We start from the raw sequence: 19,082 nt of genomic DNA, 5'->3' as shown, positions 1-19,082 counted from the left end.
TGAGGGTTTTGGCAGCGTGCCTGACCGTTCAAGGGCAGATCGTCTGGGCTCCTACGCGCGAGCAGGTCTTGCCGGTGGCTGCATCCACGAAATCCGGGCCGCTTTTCATATGGATACCGCCCTTGTTGTCGTGGCAGAGGCCGGCCTCGCAGTAGACGAAGGCCACGGGCCCGGAAGCGGCAGGTGCCTTGCCGGCCACTGGCGGCGGGTTGGCGCCCGGTGGCTCGGCACCGCAGGCGGCGGCCACCCGCGTCTCCTGCCCCTGCACCCGGATGCGCTTTTCCTCGGTCGACACGGTGCGCAGGCCCACGAGCAGGGCCATTTCTTCCCTGGCCTTGCGGCACGGCACGGAGTTGGCGCTACCTGCCCCTTGCGCCCTGTTGCGCGCCTGCTCCCAGGCCACTTCCCGCACGCTGGGGTCGGGCAGTATCACCCCGCCCGTCTGGCTGCGGGTGCATGGCTGGTCGCTGTAGACCATCTTTCCGTCCGGCTGTTTGCAGCGGTGTACCTGTGCGCCTGCGGACAGGGCCGCAAGGCCCAGGCACGCGATGGCGATGGTTTTCCAACGCATCTGTCTTGTCCTCGATTTTTTCTCGGAGGAATGTAGCACCGGTATGCACCGGCGTGCGCAGGCAAATGGGTGATGCCGCGCCGCTGGCGGCGGGTGTGCTTTCAGGCCATCGGCGGGGCTGCGGGGGCAGGCTGCGCACGCTGCGGTTCCATCTGCAGCCGCAGCAGCGCACGCACGAACCCATGGTCCGAGCGGGTGCGGTCGCGGCCCTCGTGCAGGTGGTCGTTGAAATAGTCCACCCGGCGCACGTCGCCCAGGCTGTTGCGCCCGCGCGGCAAAAACTCCTCGCTCACCAGGATCTGGTCCAGCACCGAGGGTGAGCCCTGGTGGATGTGGGAAAAGGCCACGTCCTTCTTCAGCGCCATCTCGCCCTGCAGATCGTAGGCGTTGAACAGCGCCACGTCGCGGGCCGAGCGGTCGTAGGCGATTTCGGTGGTGGCGCAGATCAGCTGCGTGGTCACGCTGTCGGGCGTGTCGTTGAAATCGCCCATCACCACCAGCGGCACGCTGGTGCGCTGCAGCAGGTCGATCACCAGGCAGCGCAGGGCCATGGCCTCGGCGCCGCGCATCACCAGCGAGCGCAGCGAGGCCAGGGCGCCCACCTTGCGGTCGTCCTTGTCCTCCAGCGCGTGGCCTTGCGCATCCTGCAGAAACTTGGGGCGCTTGGACTTGAGGTGCGCCGTGAGCACGTTCACCCGCTGCCCATGCTTCATGCGCAGCGTGGCCACCAGGGGCGGGCGCTCGAAGCGCGTGTGCGGGCCCAGGCCCGGCACATCGACCTGAAAGGCCGGCGGAAAGTTCGCGAACGATTGCACCGCCTCCACCTTGAGCCGCGTGGCAATGCCCACGCGCGGCGTGCCCTGGGCTCCATGGCGCGTGGCGTCGTTCTCGGCACCGGGCACCGCCACGAAGTCATAGCGCAGCCCGCTGTGCGCGATGGCCGCCTTCAGCGCCGCCTCGTCCCACACCTCCTGCACGGCCAGCACGTCGGCGTTGAGCGTGCGAAACCGGTTGCCCAGCCACTCCACCTTGCGCCCGTACTCGGCCTCGGTATAGGCGTCCTGGTTGGGGTAGAACATGCGCCCGGGGTTGGCCAGGTTGAGCACATTGCAGGTGGCCACCATCAGCGTGTCCAGGGGCGGTGGCGTGTCGGCAGGGGTGGGGCGCATGGGGGCAGCAGGTGGAGGGTGGGAGGAGGGCGCTTGCCCAGGCGGTGTCTGCAAAGAGCCCATCCTAGCGGGCTTTGGTTGCAATGGCCTGCGCAATGGCCATGTGCGGCAGGCTTGACCAGGATCAAGCGCCGGCCGAATAAAGCAACTCCCAGCGAGATTCGTGCGCCAGCGCACTGACAGCTACCGGGATGGCGCACACAGTGGATTGGCACCCGACCACCCAAAGGACCCCTCACCATGCTCGCCCTCGTGTACCACGGCCCCGGCCAGAAAAGTCTGGACGAACGCGCCAAGCCCACCATCCAGGACGCCACCGACGCCGTCGTGCGCATCACCCGCACCACAATCTGCGGCACCGACCTGCACATCCTCAAGGGCGACGTGCCCACCTGCCAGCCCGGCACCACCCTGGGCCACGAAGGCGTGGGCGTGATCGACTCGGTGGGCCCCGGCGTCACCACCTTCAAGCCCGGCGACCGGGTGCTCATCTCCTGCATCAGCGCCTGCGGGCGCTGCGAGAACTGCCGCAAGGGCATGTACTCGCACTGCAGCACCGGTGGCTGGGTGCTGGGCAACCGCATCGACGGCACCCAGGCCGAGTTCGTGCGCATACCGCATGCCGACACCAGCCTGTATCCCATCCCCGACGGCGCGGACGAAGAGGCGCAGGTCATGCTCAGCGACATCCTGCCCACCGGCTTCGAGTGCGGCGTGCTCAACGGCAAGGTGCAGCCCGGCTCCACGGTGGCCATCGTCGGCGCCGGCCCCATCGGTCTGGCAGCGCTGCTCACGGCGCAGCTGTACTCGCCGTCAGAAATCATCATGGTCGACCTGGACGACAACCGCCTGGCCGTGGGCAAGCGCTTTGGCGCCACGGCCACGGTCAACAGCGCCGATGGCACCGCCGCCCAGCAGGTGATGGCGCTCACCGGCGGGCGTGGTGTGGACACGGCCATCGAGGCGGTCGGCATCCCGGCCACCTTCACGATGTGCGAGGACATCGTGGCAGCGGGCGGCACCATCGCCAACGTGGGCGTGCACGGCGTCAAGGCCGACCTGCACCTGGAGCGGCTGTGGTCGCACAACATCACCATCACCACGCGCCTGGTCGATACCGTGTCAATGCCCATGCTGCTCAAGACCGTGCAGTCCCAGCGCATCGACGCCAAACAGCTCATCACCCACCGCTTCAAGCTCGCGGACATCCTGCAGGCCTACGACACCTTCGGCCGGGCCGCAGAGACCAAGGCGCTCAAAGTGATCATCGAGGCGTAGCCCGCATGGCACAGCCGCAAGGACCGAACGACCCACCAACGCAAGGTGCCGAGGACCTGGCGCGCCTGCTGGGTACCGACCTGGTCAGCGGCCTGCCGGCACACGAAGCCGCGCGCAGACTGGCCCAGGACGGTCCCAACGAACTCCAGGCCACCCCCCGCACGGCCGCCTGGCGCCGCCTGTTGTCGCAGTTTCAGGACCCCCTCATCTACCTGCTGCTGGGCGCGATAGTGGTGTCGCTGCTGGCATGGGTGTTCGAGGGCCTGCACGGCTGGCCCGTGGACGCCATCGTCGTCGCGGCCATCGTCCTGCTCAACGGGGTGCTGGGCCATGTGCAGGAAGCCAAGGCGCACGACGCCGTGGCCGCGCTGGCGCGCATGAGCGCGCCCACGGCCTCGGTGGTGCGCGGCGGCCAGGTGCAGCGGGTGCCGAGCACGCAGTTGGTCAAGGGCGACCTGCTGGTGCTGGCCGAGGGCGATGCCACGCCCGCCGATGCCCGCCTGGTGCGCGCAGCCGCCCTGCGCATGCAGGAGAGCTCGCTCACCGGCGAGAGCGAGGCCGTGCTCAAGGACCCCGCGCCCCTGCCAGGCCCCGCCGCCCTGGGCGACCAGCTGAACATGGTGTTCAAGGGCACCTTCGTCGCCCAGGGCAGCGGCAGCGCACTGGTCGTCGCCACCGGCATGGCCACGCAGATGGGCGCGATTGCCGGCATGCTGGCCGCCACGGTGGAGCAGCCCACGCCGCTGGAAAAGGAAATCGTCCACATCGGGCGCATGCTGGGCGTGGCCGTGCTGGCCATCGCTGCCGTGGTGGTATGCACCATTTTGCTCATCTCCCGGCCCGACAGCATGGCCGAGGTCGTCGGTGTGCTGTTGCTGGGCGTGGCCCTGGCCGTGGCGGCCGTGCCCGAGGGGCTGCCGGCCATCCTCTCGGTGGTGCTGGCCCTGGGGGTGCAGCGCATGGCCGGGCACCACGCCATCATCAAGAACCTGTCGTCGGTGGAGACGCTGGGCGCCACCTCGGTCATCTGCACCGACAAGACCGGCACGCTCACGCGCTCGGAGATGACGGTGGTGCGCATCGTGACCGCCTCGGGCACCACGGACGTCACGGGCGTGGGCTACGCGCCCGGAGGCCAGGTGCAATGGGCCGGCACGCGCCTGCAGCCGGGCCCGCTGCATGCCGAGCAGGTGGTGCTGCTCAGCGGCGGCAGCCTGGCGGGCAACGCATCGCTGCAGCAGGCCGACAACGGCGCGTGGCAGGTCCACGGCGACCCCACCGAGGCCGCGTTCCTGGTGGCCGAGCACAAACTGGGCGCCACCGCGCGGCGCAAGCAGCGGTTCGAGCGCATTGCGGAGCACCCCTTCACCTCCGAGCGCAAGCGCATGTCCACCGTCGAGCGCGACCTGGAACACAGCGGCGAGCGGGTGCTCATCTGCAAGGGCGCGCCCGATGTGCTGCTGGGCCTGTGCACCCATGCCCGGGTGGGGATGGCCGTGGTCGCGCTCGACGCCACCTTGCGCGCGAAGATCCTGGCCGATGTGGACGCACTCTCGGGCGACGCCCTGCGCACGCTGGCGGTGGCCTACCGCCCGCTGGCCGCGCACGAGGAACTGCAAGAGGTGGATGCGCTGGAGCGCGGCCTCATCTTCGTGGGAACGGCAGGCATCATCGACCCCCCGCGCGAAGAGGCGGCGGTGGCGATCCGTGAGGCACGGCGGGCCGGCATACGGGTCATCATGATCACCGGCGACCACCCGCGCACAGCGGCACGCATCGCGGCCGACCTGGGGCTGGTGCCGCCCGGCGCCACGGCGCTCACCGGGGCCGAGCTCGATGTGCTGGACGCTGCGGCCTTCGCCCAGGCGGTGCGCCGCACCTCGGTCTTCGCCCGCGTGGCCCCCGCGCACAAGCTGCGCATCGTGGCCGCCCTGCAGGCCGACGGCCACATCGTCGCCATGACGGGGGACGGCGTGAACGATGCCCCCGCGCTCAAGGCCGCCGACATCGGCGTGGCCATGGGCGTAACCGGCACCGAGGTGGCCAAGGGCGCGGCCCGCATGATCCTGGCCGACGACAACTTCGCCTCCATCATCGAGGCGGTGCGCGAGGGGCGCGGAATCTTCGACAACATCCGCAAGTTCCTGCGTTACCTGCTGTCGTCCAACATGGGCGAGGTGCTGACCGTGTTCCTGGGTGTGGTGGGGGCTGGCGTCATCGGCCTGATCGCTCCGGGCGGCGCGCTGGTGCTGCCGCTGCTGGCCGCGCAGATCCTGTGGTTGAACCTGATCACCGACTCCTGGCCCGCGCTGGCGATGGGCATGGACCCCGCCAGCGACGACGCCATGGCGCGCAAGCCCCGCCACCCGGGCGAGCGGGTGATCGACGCCGCCATGTGGTGGGGCGTGGTGCAGATCGGCATTGTGGTGGCTGTGGCCACCCTGCTCACCATGGACATGTACCTGCCGGGCGGCCTGATCGAGGGCGACCGCGATCTGGCCAACGCCCGCACGGCAGGCTTCACCGTGCTGGTTTTCGCCCACCTGTTCAACTGCTTCAACGCCCGCTCGGAGACCGCCAGTGCGTTCGCCAACCTGGCCGCCAATCCCTGGCTGTGGGGCGCGGTGGCCCTGTCCGCCCTGCTGCAGGTGGCAGTGGTGCACCTGGAGGTCTTGAACCTGGCCTTCGGCACCGCACCGCTGTCGCCTGGCCAGTGGCTGGTCTGCGGCGCGATGGGCAGCACCGTGCTGTGGTTCAGCGAGTTGCGCAAGCTGCTCACAAGGAAACGACCATGAAACCCGCCTCGCCCCTTGTTCCTGTCCTCGTGCCTCCGGTGCTGCCCGTGCCTCCCGCTTCGGGCAGGCATGTTGTGAGAACGGTCGGGCTTTTTCTGGCCGTGGCCGCGCTCCTTGCCGTTCTGTGGATGCCCGCGGCGCAGGGCCTGCCGCCAGCCGGCCAGGCCATGCTGGCGATCCTGGCGTTTGCCGTCATCGTCTGGATGACTGAAGCGCTGGACTACGCGGTGAGCGCCGTGGTCATCGGCGCACTGATGATCTTCCTGCTGGCTGCCGTGCCCGATGCGGCCCGGCCTGCCGGCGCAGCCATGGGGACGGGCGCGGCGCTTGGCCTGGCCCTCTCGGGCTTCTCCAACAGTGCGGTGGCGCTGGTGGCTGCCGCCTGCTTCATCGCGGCGGCCATGACGGCCACGGGGCTCGACCGGCGCATCGCGCTGCTGGTGCTATCCCGGGTCGATGCGCGCACCAACCACATCGTCATCGGGGCCATGGGGGTAGGCTTTCTGCTGTCGTTCATCGTGCCCAGCACCACGGCGCGGGTGGCCTGCCTGGTGCCCATCATGATGGGCTTCATCCTGGCCTTTCAGGTGGACAAGCGCAGCCGTTTCGCCGGCCTGCTGGTCATCACCGCCGCGCAGACCGCCAGCGTGTGGAACGTGGGCATCAAAACCGCCGCCGCGCAGAACATGGTGGCCATCGGCTTCATCGAAAAGCAATTGCAGGCCAGCATCACCTGGCTCGAATGGTTCATCGCCGGAGCGCCGTTCTCCGCGCTGCTGAGCATTGCCGTCTATTTCCTCATGACGCGCATGATGAAGCCCGAGATGAAGGAGATCGCGGGCGGCCAGGCCACGATACGGCGGCAGCTCGACCTGATCGGCAAGACCAGCAGCAGGGAGTGGAAGCTGCTGGCCATCGTGCTGGCGCTGCTGGGCTTTTGGGCGACCGAGAAGGTGCTGCACGACTTCGACACCTCGTCCACCACCATCGCGGCCATCGCCCTGATGCTGCTGCCCCGCCTGGGCGTCATGGACTGGAAAGAGTCCCAGCGCGGCTTTCCCTGGGGCACGGTGGTGCTGTTCGCGGTCGGCATCAGCATCGGCACGGCCCTGCTCAAGACCCAGGCCGCCGGGTGGCTGGCCCACCTTATCGTGCAGAACCTGGGCCTGCAACAGGCCAGCGCGTTCGCCATCCTGATGCTGCTGTCGCTGTTCCTGATCGTGATCCACCTGGGGTTCGCGAGCGCCACGGCGCTGGCATCCACCATGATCCCCATCATCATGAGCGTGCTCCTGGCGGTGCAGACCCCGGGCATCAACGTGGTCGGCATGACCATGCTGCTGCAGTTCGTGGTGAGCTTTGGCTTCATCTTGCCCGTCAACGCACCGCAGAACATGATTGCCTATGGCACCGGTACCTTCGATGCCCGCGACTTCGTGCGCACCGGCATCGCCATCACGCTGGCGGCCACTGCCTTGCTGGTGCTCTTCTCGCTGACCTATTGGCCGTGGATGGGGTACATGACCAAGGCGGCCTGAAGATGCAGGCCGTGTTCAGGACGGCCTGTACTCGGCCGTGACGTCGATGGCCTCCGGCATCGCCTGCGGCAATGCGCCATGGGGGCGCGGCACCTGGCTTTCCAGTGTCCTGATGCGGTGCGTGAGCACCTCGATGCGCTGCAGCCCGTCCATCAGCAGCACCACCGTGAAGATGTCCAGGTCATAGGTGACGCGCAGCTTGACCGCCGCCCGCAGCGGGACGAGGCACTGCGCGCTGAAGTGCAGTTCCTCCTGCTCCGAGGCCAGCGGCGCGATGGCGCCATAGTCGACCAGCTCCGCCAGCTCCTGCGCGGTCAGCCCGCTTGCTCGGGACAGGTCGGACAGGCTTACGCTTGCGCGCTGGTCCAGCCAGTGCCAGTCATGTGCTTGTGGGGCCATTGGCATTCTCCAGGGTCGTTTCTTCACGGGGGTTGAAATCCGATGCACCGGCCAGTTCCTGGAAGAGCTCCCGCTCGCGGGCAGAAAGCGTCTTCGGAATGTCCAGGTGCACCACGGCATAGAAGTCTCCGCGCCCGCCATGGCCATTGGCAAGGCCTTGCCCTCGCACCCTGAGCTTGCGGGCGTGGCGGGTGCCCTCGGGCACCGTCAGCAGCATGGGGTTGCCCAGGGTGGGGATCTCCACCTGCGCACCCAGGGCCGCCTCCCAGGGGCTGAGCGCCAGGTGAAAGTACAGGTCCTGCTGCTGCACCTGGAACAGCGGGTGCGGCGCCAGGGCAATGTGCAGGTAGATGTCTCCATTGGGGCCACCCTGGTGGCCTTTGCCGCCTTGCCCACGCAGGCGCAGCTTCTGGCCGTCGCGCACGCCCGCCGGAATCGTCACTTCCAGCGCACGCCCGGCGCCACCGTCGTCAAGCTCCAGCGTGAGCTTGGCTCCCTGGTGCGCCTGCTCCAGGCTGATGCGGGCCGTGGTGTCGAAATCGCGGCCCGGCACCGGCCCGCGATCACTCTGGCGGCCCGCCCGCCCGTGCCCCATGGCCGCCAGCAGGTCGGCCAGGTCCATGTCCGCGAATGTGGGGCCGTTGCCGCCAGCAGAGCGGTCCCAGGCCGGCGGCGGCTGGAACTCCTCGCCGGGGACGTGCTTGCCGATGTTGTCGTAGGCACTGCGCTTGTCTGCATCCTTGAGGGTCACATAGGCTTCTGCCAGCTCCTTGAATTTTGCCTCGGCATCGGCGTCTTTTGAGAGATCGGGATGGTACTGGCGGGCCAGCTTGCGGTAGGCCTTCTTGATCTGGTCGAGGGTGGCATCGCGGGGCACCCCCAACGTGGCGTAGTAGTCTTTGTATTTCATGGGGAGCAGCGGGCCGCAGGGTTGTGGGTCATGTCACCGCCATAGGGTCGGCCGGCATCCTTTGGCTGCGCTCATGGCGGCTTTTGCAGCCCACGCAGCGCAGTGCCTGGGGTTCAATGCTCAGCCGCTGGAACGGGATGGCCGCCATGCAGTCGATGCACAGGCCGTACTCCTTGGCGTGAATACGTCGCAGGGCACTCACCACCGCATTGAACTCTTTGCTGTGCATGTCGGATAGTACGCCTTCCACCGTGCGTTCGTTCGCCTGTTGCGGTGCATCGCCAGCATCCTGCGCCAGGCCCTCGCGGGCCGAGTAGGCCTGCGACAGCCCTTGTCGGTGCAATGCCTGCAACACCAGCATTTCGGTGCGGCGCACTTGCAAAAGACCTGCAAGGGTTGTGCGCTGGGTGCGGGACAGATGGGCTATGGTGTTCATATCATCGTCCGATGCGGGTCCATCTCGCAACATAGTGCGGGGGTGCGGATGCCGTCTGTGCGTTGGCGGACGCAGTGGTGAAAGAGGCTGGTCTTCCGGGCCTTCATTCGAGCCATTGCTGCAAGGCCTATGGCATGGAATGCCGGGGCAGCGAGATGGTGAACACGAACCCTGAGCCCGGAACATCGCGCACGGTCAGGGTGCCGTGGTCGGCTTCGATGCTCTGGCGGGCAATGGACAGCCCAAGCCCCAGGCCCGCGCGGCTGTCGTCGTTCGGCCGGAACGGGATGAACATCCTGGCGGCGCCCCCTGCGGGCAGGCCGCCGCAATGGTCCTCGACGTCCATGTGGACTTGCTCGCCGAAGGCATAAGTCGTCAGCGTCACCACGGTGTTCTCGTGCGTGAACTTGAAGGCGTTCTGCAGCAGGTTGGCCAGCGCGGCATGCAGCAGGTCGCGGTTGGCTTCGACCGCCAGCGCGGGGTCCACGGCACTGACTTCCAGCACGACTCCTTTGAGGCCTACATCCAGGCGCGCTGCCAGTTCGACGTCGGAGATGAACGCGGCGACGGAAAAAGCCTGGCGCTGGTCCGAGCCCTCGCCGCGCACTTCGGCGGTAGCCCTGCTGATCAGCAGGCCGAGTGTGGACAGGCTGCGCTTGAGCACCGCGCCGGTGGCGCCGCCGATGGGCATGTTGCCCAGTTCGAGCGCCCGCACGGCCAGGGTGGCCGTGCCCAGGGAGTTGCGCAGCTCGTGCACCAGAAACCCGAGCCGCTGCTTTTCGCCGGCGATCTGTTGCACGGACAGCTGCGCGTCGCGCTGGACGCTGAACTCCGTCACCGCGTCGGCGATGGCGTTGTCCAGGCACCGATTCAGGGTGCGAAATTCCACCACCGCAAACGGCGCATCTCGCTCGAACGCAAGGTCGGTGATGGCCTGGCACAGGTCGCCGTAGTCGTGAACCACCTGGTCGACGGTGTAGCCGAGCAGCAGCAGCTCCTTGCCATGCGCGGTAGCGCTCACGCCGATTTCAGACAGGGCCCCCGCGTCGCCGCCAGAGGGGCCCGAGATGGCAACGCTGGTCACCGCGTCGTCATCCTCCTCGGCCGCGAGGGTCCGGGTGAGTTGGTCCAGGAACATGGGCACCCCATGGGCCAGTTGCTGGTCAGTGGCTTTGCGCCGGGGGCGCTCGGCCACCTTGCGTTTGCACCGCGCGATCAATTCGCCGCGGTTGTTGGACAAAAAATGGTGCATGGAAACCTTTGTAGCGGGTGGGCGGCACGCGAAGGACTTGGTGCGGCTCAAAAACCCGGCGAAGCGGTTCTGGCAAGTCGCGGCAACGACAGAAGAGTTTTGTTCGCCGCTATCACGCCAGGGTCATGGTGTCCACCACGCTGCTTACCCCGGGGGTACCCCACGCTGAATTGGTGGCTATGGCGCGGTCTGCCCAGCTTTGGACGGTTCCTGTCAGCGTGACCTCTGCCCCATGCAGCCTGACGGTGATGTTTTTCGCGTTGGAGATCGACGAGCGCATCAACGCCGCCTCGATGTCCGACTGAACCGACCTGGCGGTCAGCGAAAGCTTGAGGTCGATCTTGTCGCTCACGCCGGTGACCCCCAAGAGGTGCCGAACCGCTGCTGCCGCTGCGCGCCGTTGGTACTGCCAGTCCACCGTGCCCGTCAGCGTGACCCAGCCGGCTTCCACAGTCACGTTGACCGCATCGGCGGGAAAGGACGAAGACAGCCCCAGTATGTGCTGCGCCGACCCGGCGATCTGTGCGTCGGTGCGCTGGCTGCCGCCAGGCAGGTGGACCTTGAGTTCAGTGGCGATGGCATGCACCCCCGAGACGCGCTGTGCCGCGCGCTCGGCGTTCCATTTCTCCGCATAGGAGTCAACCTGCCCCGCAAGGATGACCACACCGTCCTTCACTTCCACCCCGATGTGCGCCGCGCAGATGGACGGCTCCCATTGCAGCTCTGCGCTCACGTCCTGCTGCAGTTGGCTATCGGTCTTCATGGGGCCTCCGGGTCATTGAGTGGATCTTGAGCTTGACCCGGCCTGGGCCCTGCGGTCTGTGCGGTGGCGAACGCTCGGGCTTCGAATGCAGTGGGTTGTCTGCTGGCGTGCGCTGTCGAACAGACGCAGCCCCCCGAAGTCCTTACAACCTTGTGCAGGGATGCATCCGCAACCCACCGCTCACAGGCAGCAAACACACGAGGAACTTCACCATGAAGAGTCAATCATCCCCCCTGGCCTTGGCAGCGCTGGCCGTCTGCAGCGCGCTTTGCCTGAACACGCCTGCCTGGTCCCAGGTTGCCGGCGCAACCACCACGCTCGACGCCACTGTGACCGAGTCGGGTACAGCTTGCCAGAGGCTGGAGCGTCAAGAAGACGCTGATGGGCAAGACTATCTACAACGACGCCGGCAAGAAAGTAGGCAAGGTCGATGACCTGATCATTTCTCCCGAACGAAACGTTTCGTACGTCATCGTCAGCGCCGGCGGCTTTGTCGGCATAGGGCGCCACGACGTGGCGATTCCTGTGTCCGCGATCCAGGACCATGCAGGCAGGCTGGTGATGGCTGGCGCGACCAAGGACTCGATCAAATCCATGCCTGAGTTCAAGTATGCCAACGACACGACCAAACGAGACCAGTTCCTGGCCGATGCAGACAAGGACATCGCCAGGGGCAGGGCGAAGGTGGCGGACCTGGAGAAGCGGGCGGGTGTCGCTGCAACCGATGCCAAGGCCAAAATCGACCAGGAAATATCCTCTCTACAGGGCGATGTGAAATCCGCAGAAGCCAAGCTGACGGAGATGAAGCAGGCCACCGTGGCGCGGTGGAAAGAGTTTGAGGCCGGGGTCAGCGCTGCTACCGCCCGCCTGCGCAAATCCATCGACACCGCTACCGGCTGAAAGCCATCGCGGAAGGTGGGCGCGTGGTTTTCCAACTGGCAAAGAAATGGATTGGCAATGAACAAGATGTTGGTATCGATCTTCGACAACGAGATGGCTGCGCAGTCCGGGCTACGGGCCTTGCGAAAGTTGCATGAAGCGGGTGATATCACCCTGTACTCCACCGGGGTGTTGCTCAAGGATGCAGATGGAAAGGTCCTTGTGAAAAAGTCCATGGACCAGGGGGGCGTCGGCGCAGGTGTCAGCCTGGCCGTGGGGGGCTTGATTGGCCTTCTTGGCGGGCCGGTGGGCGTGGCCCTGGGCGCTGTCACAGGCACGGTTGCCGGTGCCATTCGCGACTTCTGGATGGCAGGGGTTGGCCGCGACTTCATTGAGGAGACCGAACGCTTTCTGACCCCCGGAAAGGTCGCGCTGGTGGCCGAGATCGAAGAAGAATGGGTCATTCCGGTGGACGCGGCGCTGGAAGCCGTTGGCGCGCAGGTGTTCCGGCGAAGCCGCACGGAGATGGTCGAGGAGCAGTTCGACCACGACGTCGCTGCGCTCAAGTCAGAAATCAATGAGCTGCAGGCCGAGGCGTCCCGTGCCAGTGGTGCTGCCAGATCAGGATGGCAATCCAGGATCGCCAGCACCAACAGCCGCTTGGACGCCTATGTTCAACGCGTCAAGGACCGGGTCGCCTTTCTTGAGCTGGAGGCCAAGGACAAGGCCAATTCCTTCAAGGAGCAGCTCAGCCGCTCCAAGGGAGACGCCTCCACAATGATCGAGGCGCGCGCAGAACTTGTGAAGGACTCCTACCACAGGCGCGCAGCCAAGCTGTCTCAGGCGTGGGGCCTTGCCAAAGAGGCTTTGGCGGTTTGACGCAGGCAGGCAACGGACAGCGCTGACTCTTCAGCGGTGCTGCAGTACATGGCGCTGCTCCCATCGGTGGCCGATTGCCCGCCCGTGCGGGTCGGCCACCGCTGTCGACTCAATAGGTGACGACGATGTTGTCCACCACGTTCTGTACGCCAGGTGCGCTCCAGGCGGCGTGGCCTGCCAGGTCCCGCTCCGCCCAGGTGTGGGCTGTTCCAGACAGATAGACATCAGCGCCTTTCACGTTCACCGTGATCATCGCGGCATCGTTGTGGGCGCGCCTTTTCAGTGCCGCTTCGATGTCGGATTTGAGCACCGTCACGGAGACCATGGGCTTGATGGTGATCTGGTCGCTGACACCCGTGACACCCATGAGTTTGCGGATGCTGGAAGTCACCTCGCGCCGCTCGAAGTCCCACCGTACCTCGCCCGTCAAGGTGACCCAGCCTTTTTCGACCATGACCTGGATACTGTCCTTGGCAAGCATGGAAGACCAATTGAGCAGGTCGTTCGCCGAGCGGGCGATGTCTGCGTCGTCGCGTTGGCTGGGGCCGGGGAGTCTTACCTCCATCTCCACGGCCAGCCCGGTGACGCCGGCAACGCGCTGGGCAGCGCGCTCGGCATGCCACTTTTCGGTGTAGCTGTCGACATGGCCCGCCAGGGTGACGATGCCATTCTTCACCTCAACGCCGATCTGGGATGCGTTGACTGCGGGTTCCCAGTGGAGTTCGGCGGTGACGTCCTGCTTGAGTTGGGAGTCGCTTTTCATGGTGGTTCCTGAGTGGGGAGGGGCGTTCAGTCTGCGTCCCCTGCGCCCATCCATCTGTGCGCTGCCGCGCTTTGCAGGGGATGCGAAAGTTCTCCCGCAAGCTCGCGCCACTTGCTGGTTGCGCCGGGCCTTGCACCCCCGCGTCACTGGTCGCCAGCGGGTGCAGGCGGTGGCAGATCCTCGTCCTTCTTCCTCTTGGCGCGGTACATGGCGGCATCTGCGCGAAGCATCAGGTCATCAAGCTCCAGCCCATCGTCCGGGTACACGCACACGCCAATGCTGGCCGAGATCACCAGCTGCTCGGTGCCCAGTGTCATCGGCGTGGCAATGGCGGCGGCCACCTTGTCGGACACCAGGTTGACGTCCGACACGTCGGCAATGTCCGTCAGCAGGATCACGAACTCGTCTCCGCCATAGCGGCTCACAGTGTCCACGTCCCGGATCGACGCCTCCATGCAGCGGGCGGTCTGCTGCAGCACCGTGTCGCCGGCCGCATGGCCCAGCGTGTCGTTGATGAACTTGAACCTGTCCAGGTCGATGAACAGCAGCCCCAGCCGGTTGTGGTGCCGTTTGGCGTGTGCAATGGCCTGCACGAAGCGGTCGTGCAGCAACGCCCGGTTGGGCAACTGCGTGAGCCCGTCAAGCTCAGCCGAGCGCGACAGCGCGGTCAGCTCCTGCGTGACCTGCTCGGTATTGGCCTGGCTTTGCAGGGCTGTGACGACCAGGTGAGCGTTGGCTTCCAGCAGGTGTTGGCTGGTGCCAGGCTCGACCAGCGCCTTTGCGTCCTGCAGCTCGGTGTGCAGGTCGGCCAGCAGGCTTCGAGCGTTGTCGATCTGCAGCAGCAGCTCGGTCAGCTCCTGCGAGGCGGTGCGCAGGTCCGTGGCGACCAGCGCCAGGTCATGGGCCAGGGGCGCAGCCTGGGCGGTCAGCGCAGCCTGCTCGGTGTCTGGTTGCAGCATCAGCGCGTCCCCCCGGCGGCTGCGTGGCGGTCAGGCTGGCGCGCGGGGCGCGGGCCCAGCAGGCCCTCGTAGCCCACCAGGCGGTCCTCGATGTGCAGGCCGTCATCATCGATGCGGAACAGGCGCATCTCATCGGAGTGCGCGCTGGCACGTATCTTCACCACTGCGATCATGCGGCGCAGCCGGCTGTCGATCTCGATGTAGCGCTGCATGATGATGGCGTCGGTCAGAAAGGCCGTGCCATAGGGGCTGAAGCGCAGGTCGGTGTAGCGGTCTTCCAGCTCGGACGTCATGAGCACCGTGACGCCCCTGCATGCCAGCGCGCTGACCATGCCCGACAGCGACTCGCGAAAATCCTCTCGGAAGGTCGGCGCCAGCGCCAGCTCGAAGCCCGAGAGCGAGTCGATCACAACGCGGGTGGCCTTCAGGCGCTCTATCTCGGCGATGAGCATGTGCACGATCTCGTCGATGGAAAGGTCTGGTGCGCGGCTGTCCACGATGCCGACCACGCCTTGCGCAATGAGCGCGGCCACCACGGGGTTGCGCGAGCCGCTGGGCTGTTGCTCGAAGGCGGCGATCACGCCGGTTTCTCCCTGCCGCGCTCCTTCGGCCAGGAAGGCACCCGCAAGGATGCTCTTGCCGGAGCCCGAGGGCCCGGCCACCAGAACCGAGTAGCCCCGCGGCAGGCCCCCGCCGAGCATGCTGTCCAGCTGCGGCACACCGATCGACAGGCGGCTCGCACTGCCCACCGGCAATGTGAGCGCAGCAGGTGGCTGCCGCTCCTGCTCCATAGGCGCAAAGACTTGGATGCCCTGGTGTTCGATGCGAAATGTGTGCAGCCCCGGCAGCGTGGGCTGGCCGCGCATCTTCAAGACCTCCATCTTGCGCACCATGGAGTTGCGCTGCACGCTCTGGCGCAGCCAGATCAGTCCGTCGGCCACGGTGCACGCCGGGTTGGCATCGGTGTCGTCGAAATACTCGCCGATCAGGAAGGTGGTGGCCTGCCAGCTCGTCATCAGCATGCCCAACTGGTGCACGAACTGCTGCAGCTCTGCCTGTGACTTGCCCAGCACCTGATTGGCCAGCACCACGGAGCGGAATGAATCGACAAACACCAGTGCCGGGCTTTGCTTTTGCACCTCTTCGGTGATGCGCCACAGCACGGTGTCCAGGTCCCCCTCCAGCGTGGCATCGGACAGGTTGATGAAGCGGATGGAGTGGTTAATTTTTTCGCTGTCGAAGAACCCGAACTGCTGCTGGTAGCGCAGCATTTTCAGCGGCGGTTCACCCAGTACCGTGAAATACAGAGCCGGGCGCTCGGGCGTGGCCAGCGCAAACATGATCTGGTGCGCCAGCGTGGTCTTGCCGCATCCCGGCTGGCCCGCGATCAGGTTGAACGAGAACTCGGAAATGCCGCCGCCCAGCACCTCGTCCAGGCCGGGAACCCCGGTGGCCAACTGCCTGATCGTCACTCTGCTCTTCATGTCTTGGTGTCCTGCGCGGGCGAGCCGCTGAAGATGGGGGACCATACGGAGCCCAGCAGCCGCTGGGTGAGAGAGGTTCCAATCAGGCTGTCCAATAGCCCATGGAAGGTTTGCAGCGACGCATCGGTGGCTGCGGCTGCCGCGTCAGGGCTCTGCTGCGCGAGCACCCGCCGCAAGCGCTTGAAGGTCAAGGGCTCGTCGCTCTCTTGCGCCTCGATCAGGCAAGGGTGCGAGGCGCCTGCCACGCTCAAGGTGCGCCGGTACAGGGCAGCCACCCCCCGTTGACCCAGGATCGGTGTAAGCACCTCGACAATCGCTTCCCAGCGGTGCACTGCGGCCATGGCCACAAACTGCGCCTGTTCAGCGGCTTGTTTTTCCGGGTCGATGGGCTGCTGCATACGGCGGGCTTTCACGGATGTTCTGGCTCGCGGGCGCGCTTGCATCCCAGGGATGCATCACGGGCTTGCGGCTGCATTTTTCAAGAGAGTGCCGTCAGCGCTGGACGGCGCGGGGGCGTTCGTTGCAGCGTGACATTGCCGTGTCGCTGCGTCCGTGCGTTGTCGCACACAAGGGCTGCGGTACTGACACGGATTTCTCCCATCAGGTCGTTATGTGCGATACCGTACAGACTGGGGTGAGCCGTTAGGCCAATCTGGTGTGTTGTTCCATGCGCAGACTGTTGCGCGCGCCCGCTGCCTGACCTAACGCCATCCCCAACGAATCGACCGATGAACGGAGCGCCCGTGACCTTGCCCCATGCTGCCCTGAAGAACCAGTTGCTGGCGGCGCTGCCCAAGGCCGAATGGCTGCGCTGGTTGCCAGTCCTCGAGCCAGTGAAGCTGCCGCTGGGCGAGGTGCTGTACGAGTCGGGTGGCAAGACACCGTACGTGTACTTCCCCACCAATGCCATAGTGTCGCTGCTGTACGTGCTGGAAGACGGTGCTTCGGCAGAGATTGCGGTGGTGGGCTTCGAGGGGGTGGTGGGCATCTCCATCTTCATGGGCGGTGGCTCCACCCCGAGCCGGGCCGTGGTGCAAAGCGCGGGCTCGGGCTACCGGCTGCGTGCCGATGTGGTCAAGGAAGAGTTCGCGCGTTCGGGCCCGGTCATGCACCTGATGCTGCGCTACACCCAGGCCCTGATCACCCAGATGGCGCAGACGGCGGTGTGCAACCGCCACCACTCGCTGGACCAGCAGCTGTGGCGCTGGCTGCTGCTGAGCCTGGACCGCCTGCAGGGCAACCAACTGGTGATGACGCAGGAGCTGATCGCCAACATGCTGGGTGTGCGGCGCGAAGGTGTGACCGAGGCTGCGCTCAAGCTGCAAAAGGCCGCGCTGATCAGTTATGCGCGTGGCCGCATCAGCGTGCTGGACCGCCCGGGCCTGGAAGCGCGTACCTGCGAATGCTATGGCGTGGTCAAAAGGGAATACGACCGCTTGCTGCCCGGCACCGTCGCCACATAGCCCCAGCGCCTATGTGCGCTGGCAGACAGTCAGCCGCTGCTGCTGCTCCCACACTGGCGATCCGCCCCACCATCCGAAGACCAGGCTTGGAGTGGACAGGCGGTGCCTGGCTTTACCGGTGCCGCGCGATAAGAGCACCGAAGGCCATGGCTTCCACCGAAAACCAATTGATAGAGCGGCTTCCCCAGGCCGCGCGCAAGCAACTGCTGGACCAGTGCGAGCCGTTCGAACTCACCCTGTCGGCCGAGCTGAGCGCGCCCGGAACGCCCCTGAGCCATGCCTATTTCCCGCGCGAGGGCTTTGTCTCGCTGGTGGTGGGGGTGGACAAGCACCCCTCGCTGGAGGTGGGCATGGTGGGGCGCGAGGCCATGCTGGGGGCCGAGCTCATTCTGGGTGCTGCCAGCACCCCCTGGCGGGCATTGGTACAGGGCGCTGGCGCCAGCTGGCGCATCGGTGCCGCCGCCCTGCGCACGGAGACCGCCGCCAACCCGGCCCTGCTGCGGCTGCTGCAGTCCAGCGTGCTGGTGCGGCTGCACCAGCAGGCCACCGCCTCGGCATGCGAGCGCTACCACACCATCCGCCCGCGCCTGGCGCGTTGGCTGCTGATGAGCCAGGACCGTGCGGGCACGGACTGCTTTCACGTCACCCAGGAGTTTCTGGCCCTGATGCTGGGCGTGCGCCGCGTGGGCGTCACTGTGGCCGCCAGCGAGCTGCAGGACAGCGGCCTGATCTCCTACCGCCGGGGCGAGATGACCGTGCTGGACCGCACGGGCATGCAGGCCCAGGCCTGCAGCTGCTATGCGGCCGACAAGGCCATCTATACCGAGCTGATGGGTGTGGCCGCATGAAAGCAGCCGGAGAGCAGCCCCTGCCGGGTCAGCGTTTGATCAGCAGTTTGTCATGCACCGTGGCAATGCCCAGGGCGGCGAACACCATGGCCCGGATGCGGGTGCCGTAGCTGGCGTTGGCGCCGTCTCCCGGGTCGCTTGCTGCCGCAGTCGCATCCGCAAGGGGGCGCTGCAAGGGGGAGGAGAGCTCCGCCCGGCCGGTGTCCCCGGTGGCGTCGAGTGTTCCGCTGCGCAAAAAGCCCGCTCTGGCCACGGCAACATCGACTGCCTTGCGTTGCCCCGCATCGGACGCCTGGGTTTGCGAGCGCGTGAGCAGGATGCTTTCGACCCGGACGACGCCCGGCACATGGGTCACCACGAACAGCGCCAGCTCGACCTGCGTCGGGTCGTCTGCGGGCCCGCTGAGCAGCACGGCGCCCTTGATCACATCGACGGCGATGCGGGTGCTGCCCATCACCGGCGAGAGCAGCAGAGCGGTTTCGATGCGGGCCCTGAGCACGCCATCGTCCAGCGTGGCCTCTATGGCCGCGATATCAGGTGGCAGCAACGTCACGCCATCGCCCCACTGGCAACCCGGAACGGCCACCAGAAGGAATACCCCGACCATGGCCCCGGCCATGCAGGCGCCCACACGGACAGCGGTTGCATTCAACATGGCAAGGCCCTCGGAGCAGCGGTTGCATGCGGCAACCATGG

At 66.5% G+C, this 19,082-nt stretch carries 19 protein-coding genes; 7 read left to right on the top strand and 12 right to left on the bottom strand.

Annotation, left to right across the window (positions count from 1 at the left end; genetic code table 11):
- Nucleotides 1–28 precede the first annotated feature (28 nt).
- Together ASE31_RS18635 and ASE31_RS18630 are read right to left on the bottom strand one after the other, a co-directional pair.
- Complete coding sequence (locus ASE31_RS18635) at nucleotides 29–571, bottom strand: DUF4124 domain-containing protein (protein ID WP_057203325.1); 543 nt, start codon at nucleotides 569–571, stop codon at nucleotides 29–31.
- 101 nt (nucleotides 572–672) lie between these two features.
- Nucleotides 673–1,740, bottom strand: coding sequence for an endonuclease/exonuclease/phosphatase family protein (locus tag ASE31_RS18630; protein ID WP_057203324.1), 1,068 nt, complete (start codon nucleotides 1,738–1,740; stop codon nucleotides 673–675).
- A gap of 240 nt (nucleotides 1,741–1,980) precedes the next feature.
- On the opposite strand from ASE31_RS18630, the gene ASE31_RS18625 reads away from it, so the two are divergent.
- The 3 genes from ASE31_RS18625 to ASE31_RS18615 are packed head-to-tail and all read left to right on the top strand — an operon-like array spanning nucleotide 1,981 to nucleotide 7,351.
- Nucleotides 1,981–3,018 (top strand): zinc-dependent alcohol dehydrogenase family protein, encoded by a 1,038-nt coding sequence (locus ASE31_RS18625; protein WP_057203323.1) that lies wholly within the window; start codon nucleotides 1,981–1,983, stop codon nucleotides 3,016–3,018.
- A gap of 5 nt (nucleotides 3,019–3,023) precedes the next feature.
- Nucleotides 3,024–5,813, top strand: coding sequence for a cation-translocating P-type ATPase (locus ASE31_RS18620; RefSeq protein ID WP_057203322.1), 2,790 nt, complete (start codon nucleotides 3,024–3,026; stop codon nucleotides 5,811–5,813).
- A complete protein-coding gene (locus tag ASE31_RS18615; RefSeq protein WP_082604247.1) occupies nucleotides 5,810–7,351 on the top strand; it encodes a DASS family sodium-coupled anion symporter in 1,542 nt (513 codons plus the stop codon). The genes ASE31_RS18620 and ASE31_RS18615 overlap by 4 nt, the downstream gene beginning before the upstream one ends.
- Before the next feature lie 15 nt (nucleotides 7,352–7,366).
- Here the strand turns inward: ASE31_RS18615 and ASE31_RS18610 are convergent, their stop codons facing one another.
- The 5 genes from ASE31_RS18610 to ASE31_RS18590 form a co-directional block, all read right to left on the bottom strand.
- Nucleotides 7,367–7,750 carry a chaperone modulator CbpM gene (locus tag ASE31_RS18610; protein ID WP_082604246.1) on the bottom strand — a complete coding sequence of 128 codons (384 nt, stop codon included), beginning with the start codon at nucleotides 7,748–7,750 and terminating at the stop codon, nucleotides 7,367–7,369.
- Entirely contained in the window at nucleotides 7,731–8,660 is a 930-nt protein-coding gene (locus ASE31_RS18605) for a DnaJ C-terminal domain-containing protein (RefSeq protein WP_057203320.1), read from the bottom strand. Before ASE31_RS18605 ends, ASE31_RS18610 begins: the two co-directional genes overlap by 20 nt.
- Before the next feature lie 28 nt (nucleotides 8,661–8,688).
- On the bottom strand, nucleotides 8,689–9,096 hold the full coding sequence (locus tag ASE31_RS31110; RefSeq protein ID WP_162261413.1) for a TraR/DksA C4-type zinc finger protein: 408 nt from the start codon (nucleotides 9,094–9,096) through the stop codon (nucleotides 8,689–8,691).
- Between the two features lie 127 nt (nucleotides 9,097–9,223).
- Nucleotides 9,224–10,348, bottom strand: a complete 1,125-nt coding sequence (locus ASE31_RS18595) for a HAMP domain-containing sensor histidine kinase (RefSeq protein ID WP_057203318.1) — start codon at nucleotides 10,346–10,348, stop codon at nucleotides 9,224–9,226.
- 112 nt (nucleotides 10,349–10,460) lie between these two features.
- The gene (locus ASE31_RS18590) at nucleotides 10,461–11,111 is read right to left on the bottom strand and encodes a BON domain-containing protein (RefSeq protein ID WP_057203317.1); all 651 of its coding nucleotides are present in this window, start codon (nucleotides 11,109–11,111) and stop codon (nucleotides 10,461–10,463) included.
- A 381-nt stretch (nucleotides 11,112–11,492) separates the two neighbouring features.
- Here ASE31_RS18590 and ASE31_RS18585 point away from each other — a divergent pair, with 381 nt between their 5' ends.
- Together ASE31_RS18585 and ASE31_RS18580 are read left to right on the top strand one after the other, a co-directional pair.
- A complete protein-coding gene (locus ASE31_RS18585) occupies nucleotides 11,493–12,011 on the top strand; it encodes a PRC-barrel domain-containing protein (protein WP_235514617.1) in 519 nt (172 codons plus the stop codon).
- A 57-nt stretch (nucleotides 12,012–12,068) separates the two neighbouring features.
- A complete protein-coding gene (locus ASE31_RS18580) occupies nucleotides 12,069–12,869 on the top strand; it encodes a DUF1269 domain-containing protein (protein WP_082604244.1) in 801 nt (266 codons plus the stop codon).
- Between the two features lie 109 nt (nucleotides 12,870–12,978).
- Here ASE31_RS18580 and ASE31_RS18575 read toward each other — a convergent pair whose 3' ends face one another.
- The 4 genes from ASE31_RS18575 to ASE31_RS18560 all read right to left on the bottom strand — a co-directional run bounded on the left by ASE31_RS18575 (nucleotide 12,979) and on the right by ASE31_RS18560 (nucleotide 16,488).
- Entirely contained in the window at nucleotides 12,979–13,632 is a 654-nt protein-coding gene (locus tag ASE31_RS18575) for a BON domain-containing protein (protein WP_057203315.1), read from the bottom strand.
- A gap of 143 nt (nucleotides 13,633–13,775) precedes the next feature.
- Nucleotides 13,776–14,591, bottom strand: coding sequence for a GGDEF domain-containing protein (locus ASE31_RS18570; protein WP_057203314.1), 816 nt, complete (start codon nucleotides 14,589–14,591; stop codon nucleotides 13,776–13,778).
- Complete coding sequence (locus ASE31_RS18565) at nucleotides 14,591–16,075, bottom strand: ATPase domain-containing protein (protein ID WP_057203313.1); 1,485 nt, start codon at nucleotides 16,073–16,075, stop codon at nucleotides 14,591–14,593. The genes ASE31_RS18570 and ASE31_RS18565 overlap by 1 nt, the downstream gene beginning before the upstream one ends.
- Nucleotides 16,072–16,488, bottom strand: coding sequence for a hypothetical protein (locus tag ASE31_RS18560; protein WP_157412554.1), 417 nt, complete (start codon nucleotides 16,486–16,488; stop codon nucleotides 16,072–16,074). The genes ASE31_RS18565 and ASE31_RS18560 overlap by 4 nt, the downstream gene beginning before the upstream one ends.
- A 315-nt stretch (nucleotides 16,489–16,803) precedes the next feature.
- Between ASE31_RS18560 and ASE31_RS18555 the strand changes: the two genes are divergently transcribed.
- A complete protein-coding gene (locus ASE31_RS18555) occupies nucleotides 16,804–17,538 on the top strand; it encodes a Crp/Fnr family transcriptional regulator (protein WP_200961131.1) in 735 nt (244 codons plus the stop codon).
- A 146-nt stretch (nucleotides 17,539–17,684) separates the two neighbouring features.
- Nucleotides 17,685–18,386, top strand: a complete 702-nt coding sequence (locus ASE31_RS18550; protein ID WP_057203311.1) for a Crp/Fnr family transcriptional regulator — start codon at nucleotides 17,685–17,687, stop codon at nucleotides 18,384–18,386.
- A gap of 28 nt (nucleotides 18,387–18,414) precedes the next feature.
- On the opposite strand, the gene ASE31_RS18545 is transcribed toward ASE31_RS18550, so the two are convergent.
- Nucleotides 18,415–19,041, bottom strand: coding sequence for a BON domain-containing protein (locus ASE31_RS18545; protein ID WP_235514615.1), 627 nt, complete (start codon nucleotides 19,039–19,041; stop codon nucleotides 18,415–18,417).
- Nucleotides 19,042–19,082: the final 41 nt, after the last annotated feature.

Source organism: Acidovorax sp. Root217, from assembly GCF_001428645.1.
Lineage (GTDB): Bacteria > Pseudomonadota > Gammaproteobacteria > Burkholderiales > Burkholderiaceae_C > Acidovorax.
This window is presented reverse-complemented; position numbering and strand designations above follow the sequence as displayed.

Excerpts from the sequence above, each read along its gene's own strand:
- ASE31_RS18635 (WP_057203325.1), bottom strand. The coding sequence starts at position 571 with ATGCGTTGGAAAACCATCGCCATCGCGTGCCTGGGCCTTGCGGCCCTG.
- ASE31_RS18630 (WP_057203324.1), bottom strand. The coding sequence starts at position 1,740 with ATGCGCCCCACCCCTGCCGACACGCCACCGCCCCTGGACACGCTGATG.
- ASE31_RS18625 (WP_057203323.1), top strand. The coding sequence starts at position 1,981 with ATGCTCGCCCTCGTGTACCACGGCCCCGGCCAGAAAAGTCTGGACGAA.
- ASE31_RS18620 (WP_057203322.1), top strand. The coding sequence starts at position 3,024 with ATGGCACAGCCGCAAGGACCGAACGACCCACCAACGCAAGGTGCCGAG.
- ASE31_RS18615 (WP_082604247.1), top strand. The coding sequence starts at position 5,810 with ATGAAACCCGCCTCGCCCCTTGTTCCTGTCCTCGTGCCTCCGGTGCTG.
- ASE31_RS18610 (WP_082604246.1), bottom strand. The coding sequence starts at position 7,750 with ATGGCCCCACAAGCACATGACTGGCACTGGCTGGACCAGCGCGCAAGC.
- ASE31_RS18605 (WP_057203320.1), bottom strand. The coding sequence starts at position 8,660 with ATGAAATACAAAGACTACTACGCCACGTTGGGGGTGCCCCGCGATGCC.
- ASE31_RS31110 (WP_162261413.1), bottom strand. The coding sequence starts at position 9,096 with ATGAACACCATAGCCCATCTGTCCCGCACCCAGCGCACAACCCTTGCA.
- ASE31_RS18595 (WP_057203318.1), bottom strand. The coding sequence starts at position 10,348 with ATGCACCATTTTTTGTCCAACAACCGCGGCGAATTGATCGCGCGGTGC.
- ASE31_RS18590 (WP_057203317.1), bottom strand. The coding sequence starts at position 11,111 with ATGAAGACCGATAGCCAACTGCAGCAGGACGTGAGCGCAGAGCTGCAA.
- ASE31_RS18585 (WP_235514617.1), top strand. The coding sequence starts at position 11,493 with ATGGGCAAGACTATCTACAACGACGCCGGCAAGAAAGTAGGCAAGGTC.
- ASE31_RS18580 (WP_082604244.1), top strand. The coding sequence starts at position 12,069 with ATGAACAAGATGTTGGTATCGATCTTCGACAACGAGATGGCTGCGCAG.
- ASE31_RS18575 (WP_057203315.1), bottom strand. The coding sequence starts at position 13,632 with ATGAAAAGCGACTCCCAACTCAAGCAGGACGTCACCGCCGAACTCCAC.
- ASE31_RS18570 (WP_057203314.1), bottom strand. The coding sequence starts at position 14,591 with ATGCTGCAACCAGACACCGAGCAGGCTGCGCTGACCGCCCAGGCTGCG.
- ASE31_RS18565 (WP_057203313.1), bottom strand. The coding sequence starts at position 16,075 with ATGAAGAGCAGAGTGACGATCAGGCAGTTGGCCACCGGGGTTCCCGGC.
- ASE31_RS18555 (WP_200961131.1), top strand. The coding sequence starts at position 16,804 with ATGAACGGAGCGCCCGTGACCTTGCCCCATGCTGCCCTGAAGAACCAG.
- ASE31_RS18550 (WP_057203311.1), top strand. The coding sequence starts at position 17,685 with ATGGCTTCCACCGAAAACCAATTGATAGAGCGGCTTCCCCAGGCCGCG.
- ASE31_RS18545 (WP_235514615.1), bottom strand. The coding sequence starts at position 19,041 with ATGTTGAATGCAACCGCTGTCCGTGTGGGCGCCTGCATGGCCGGGGCC.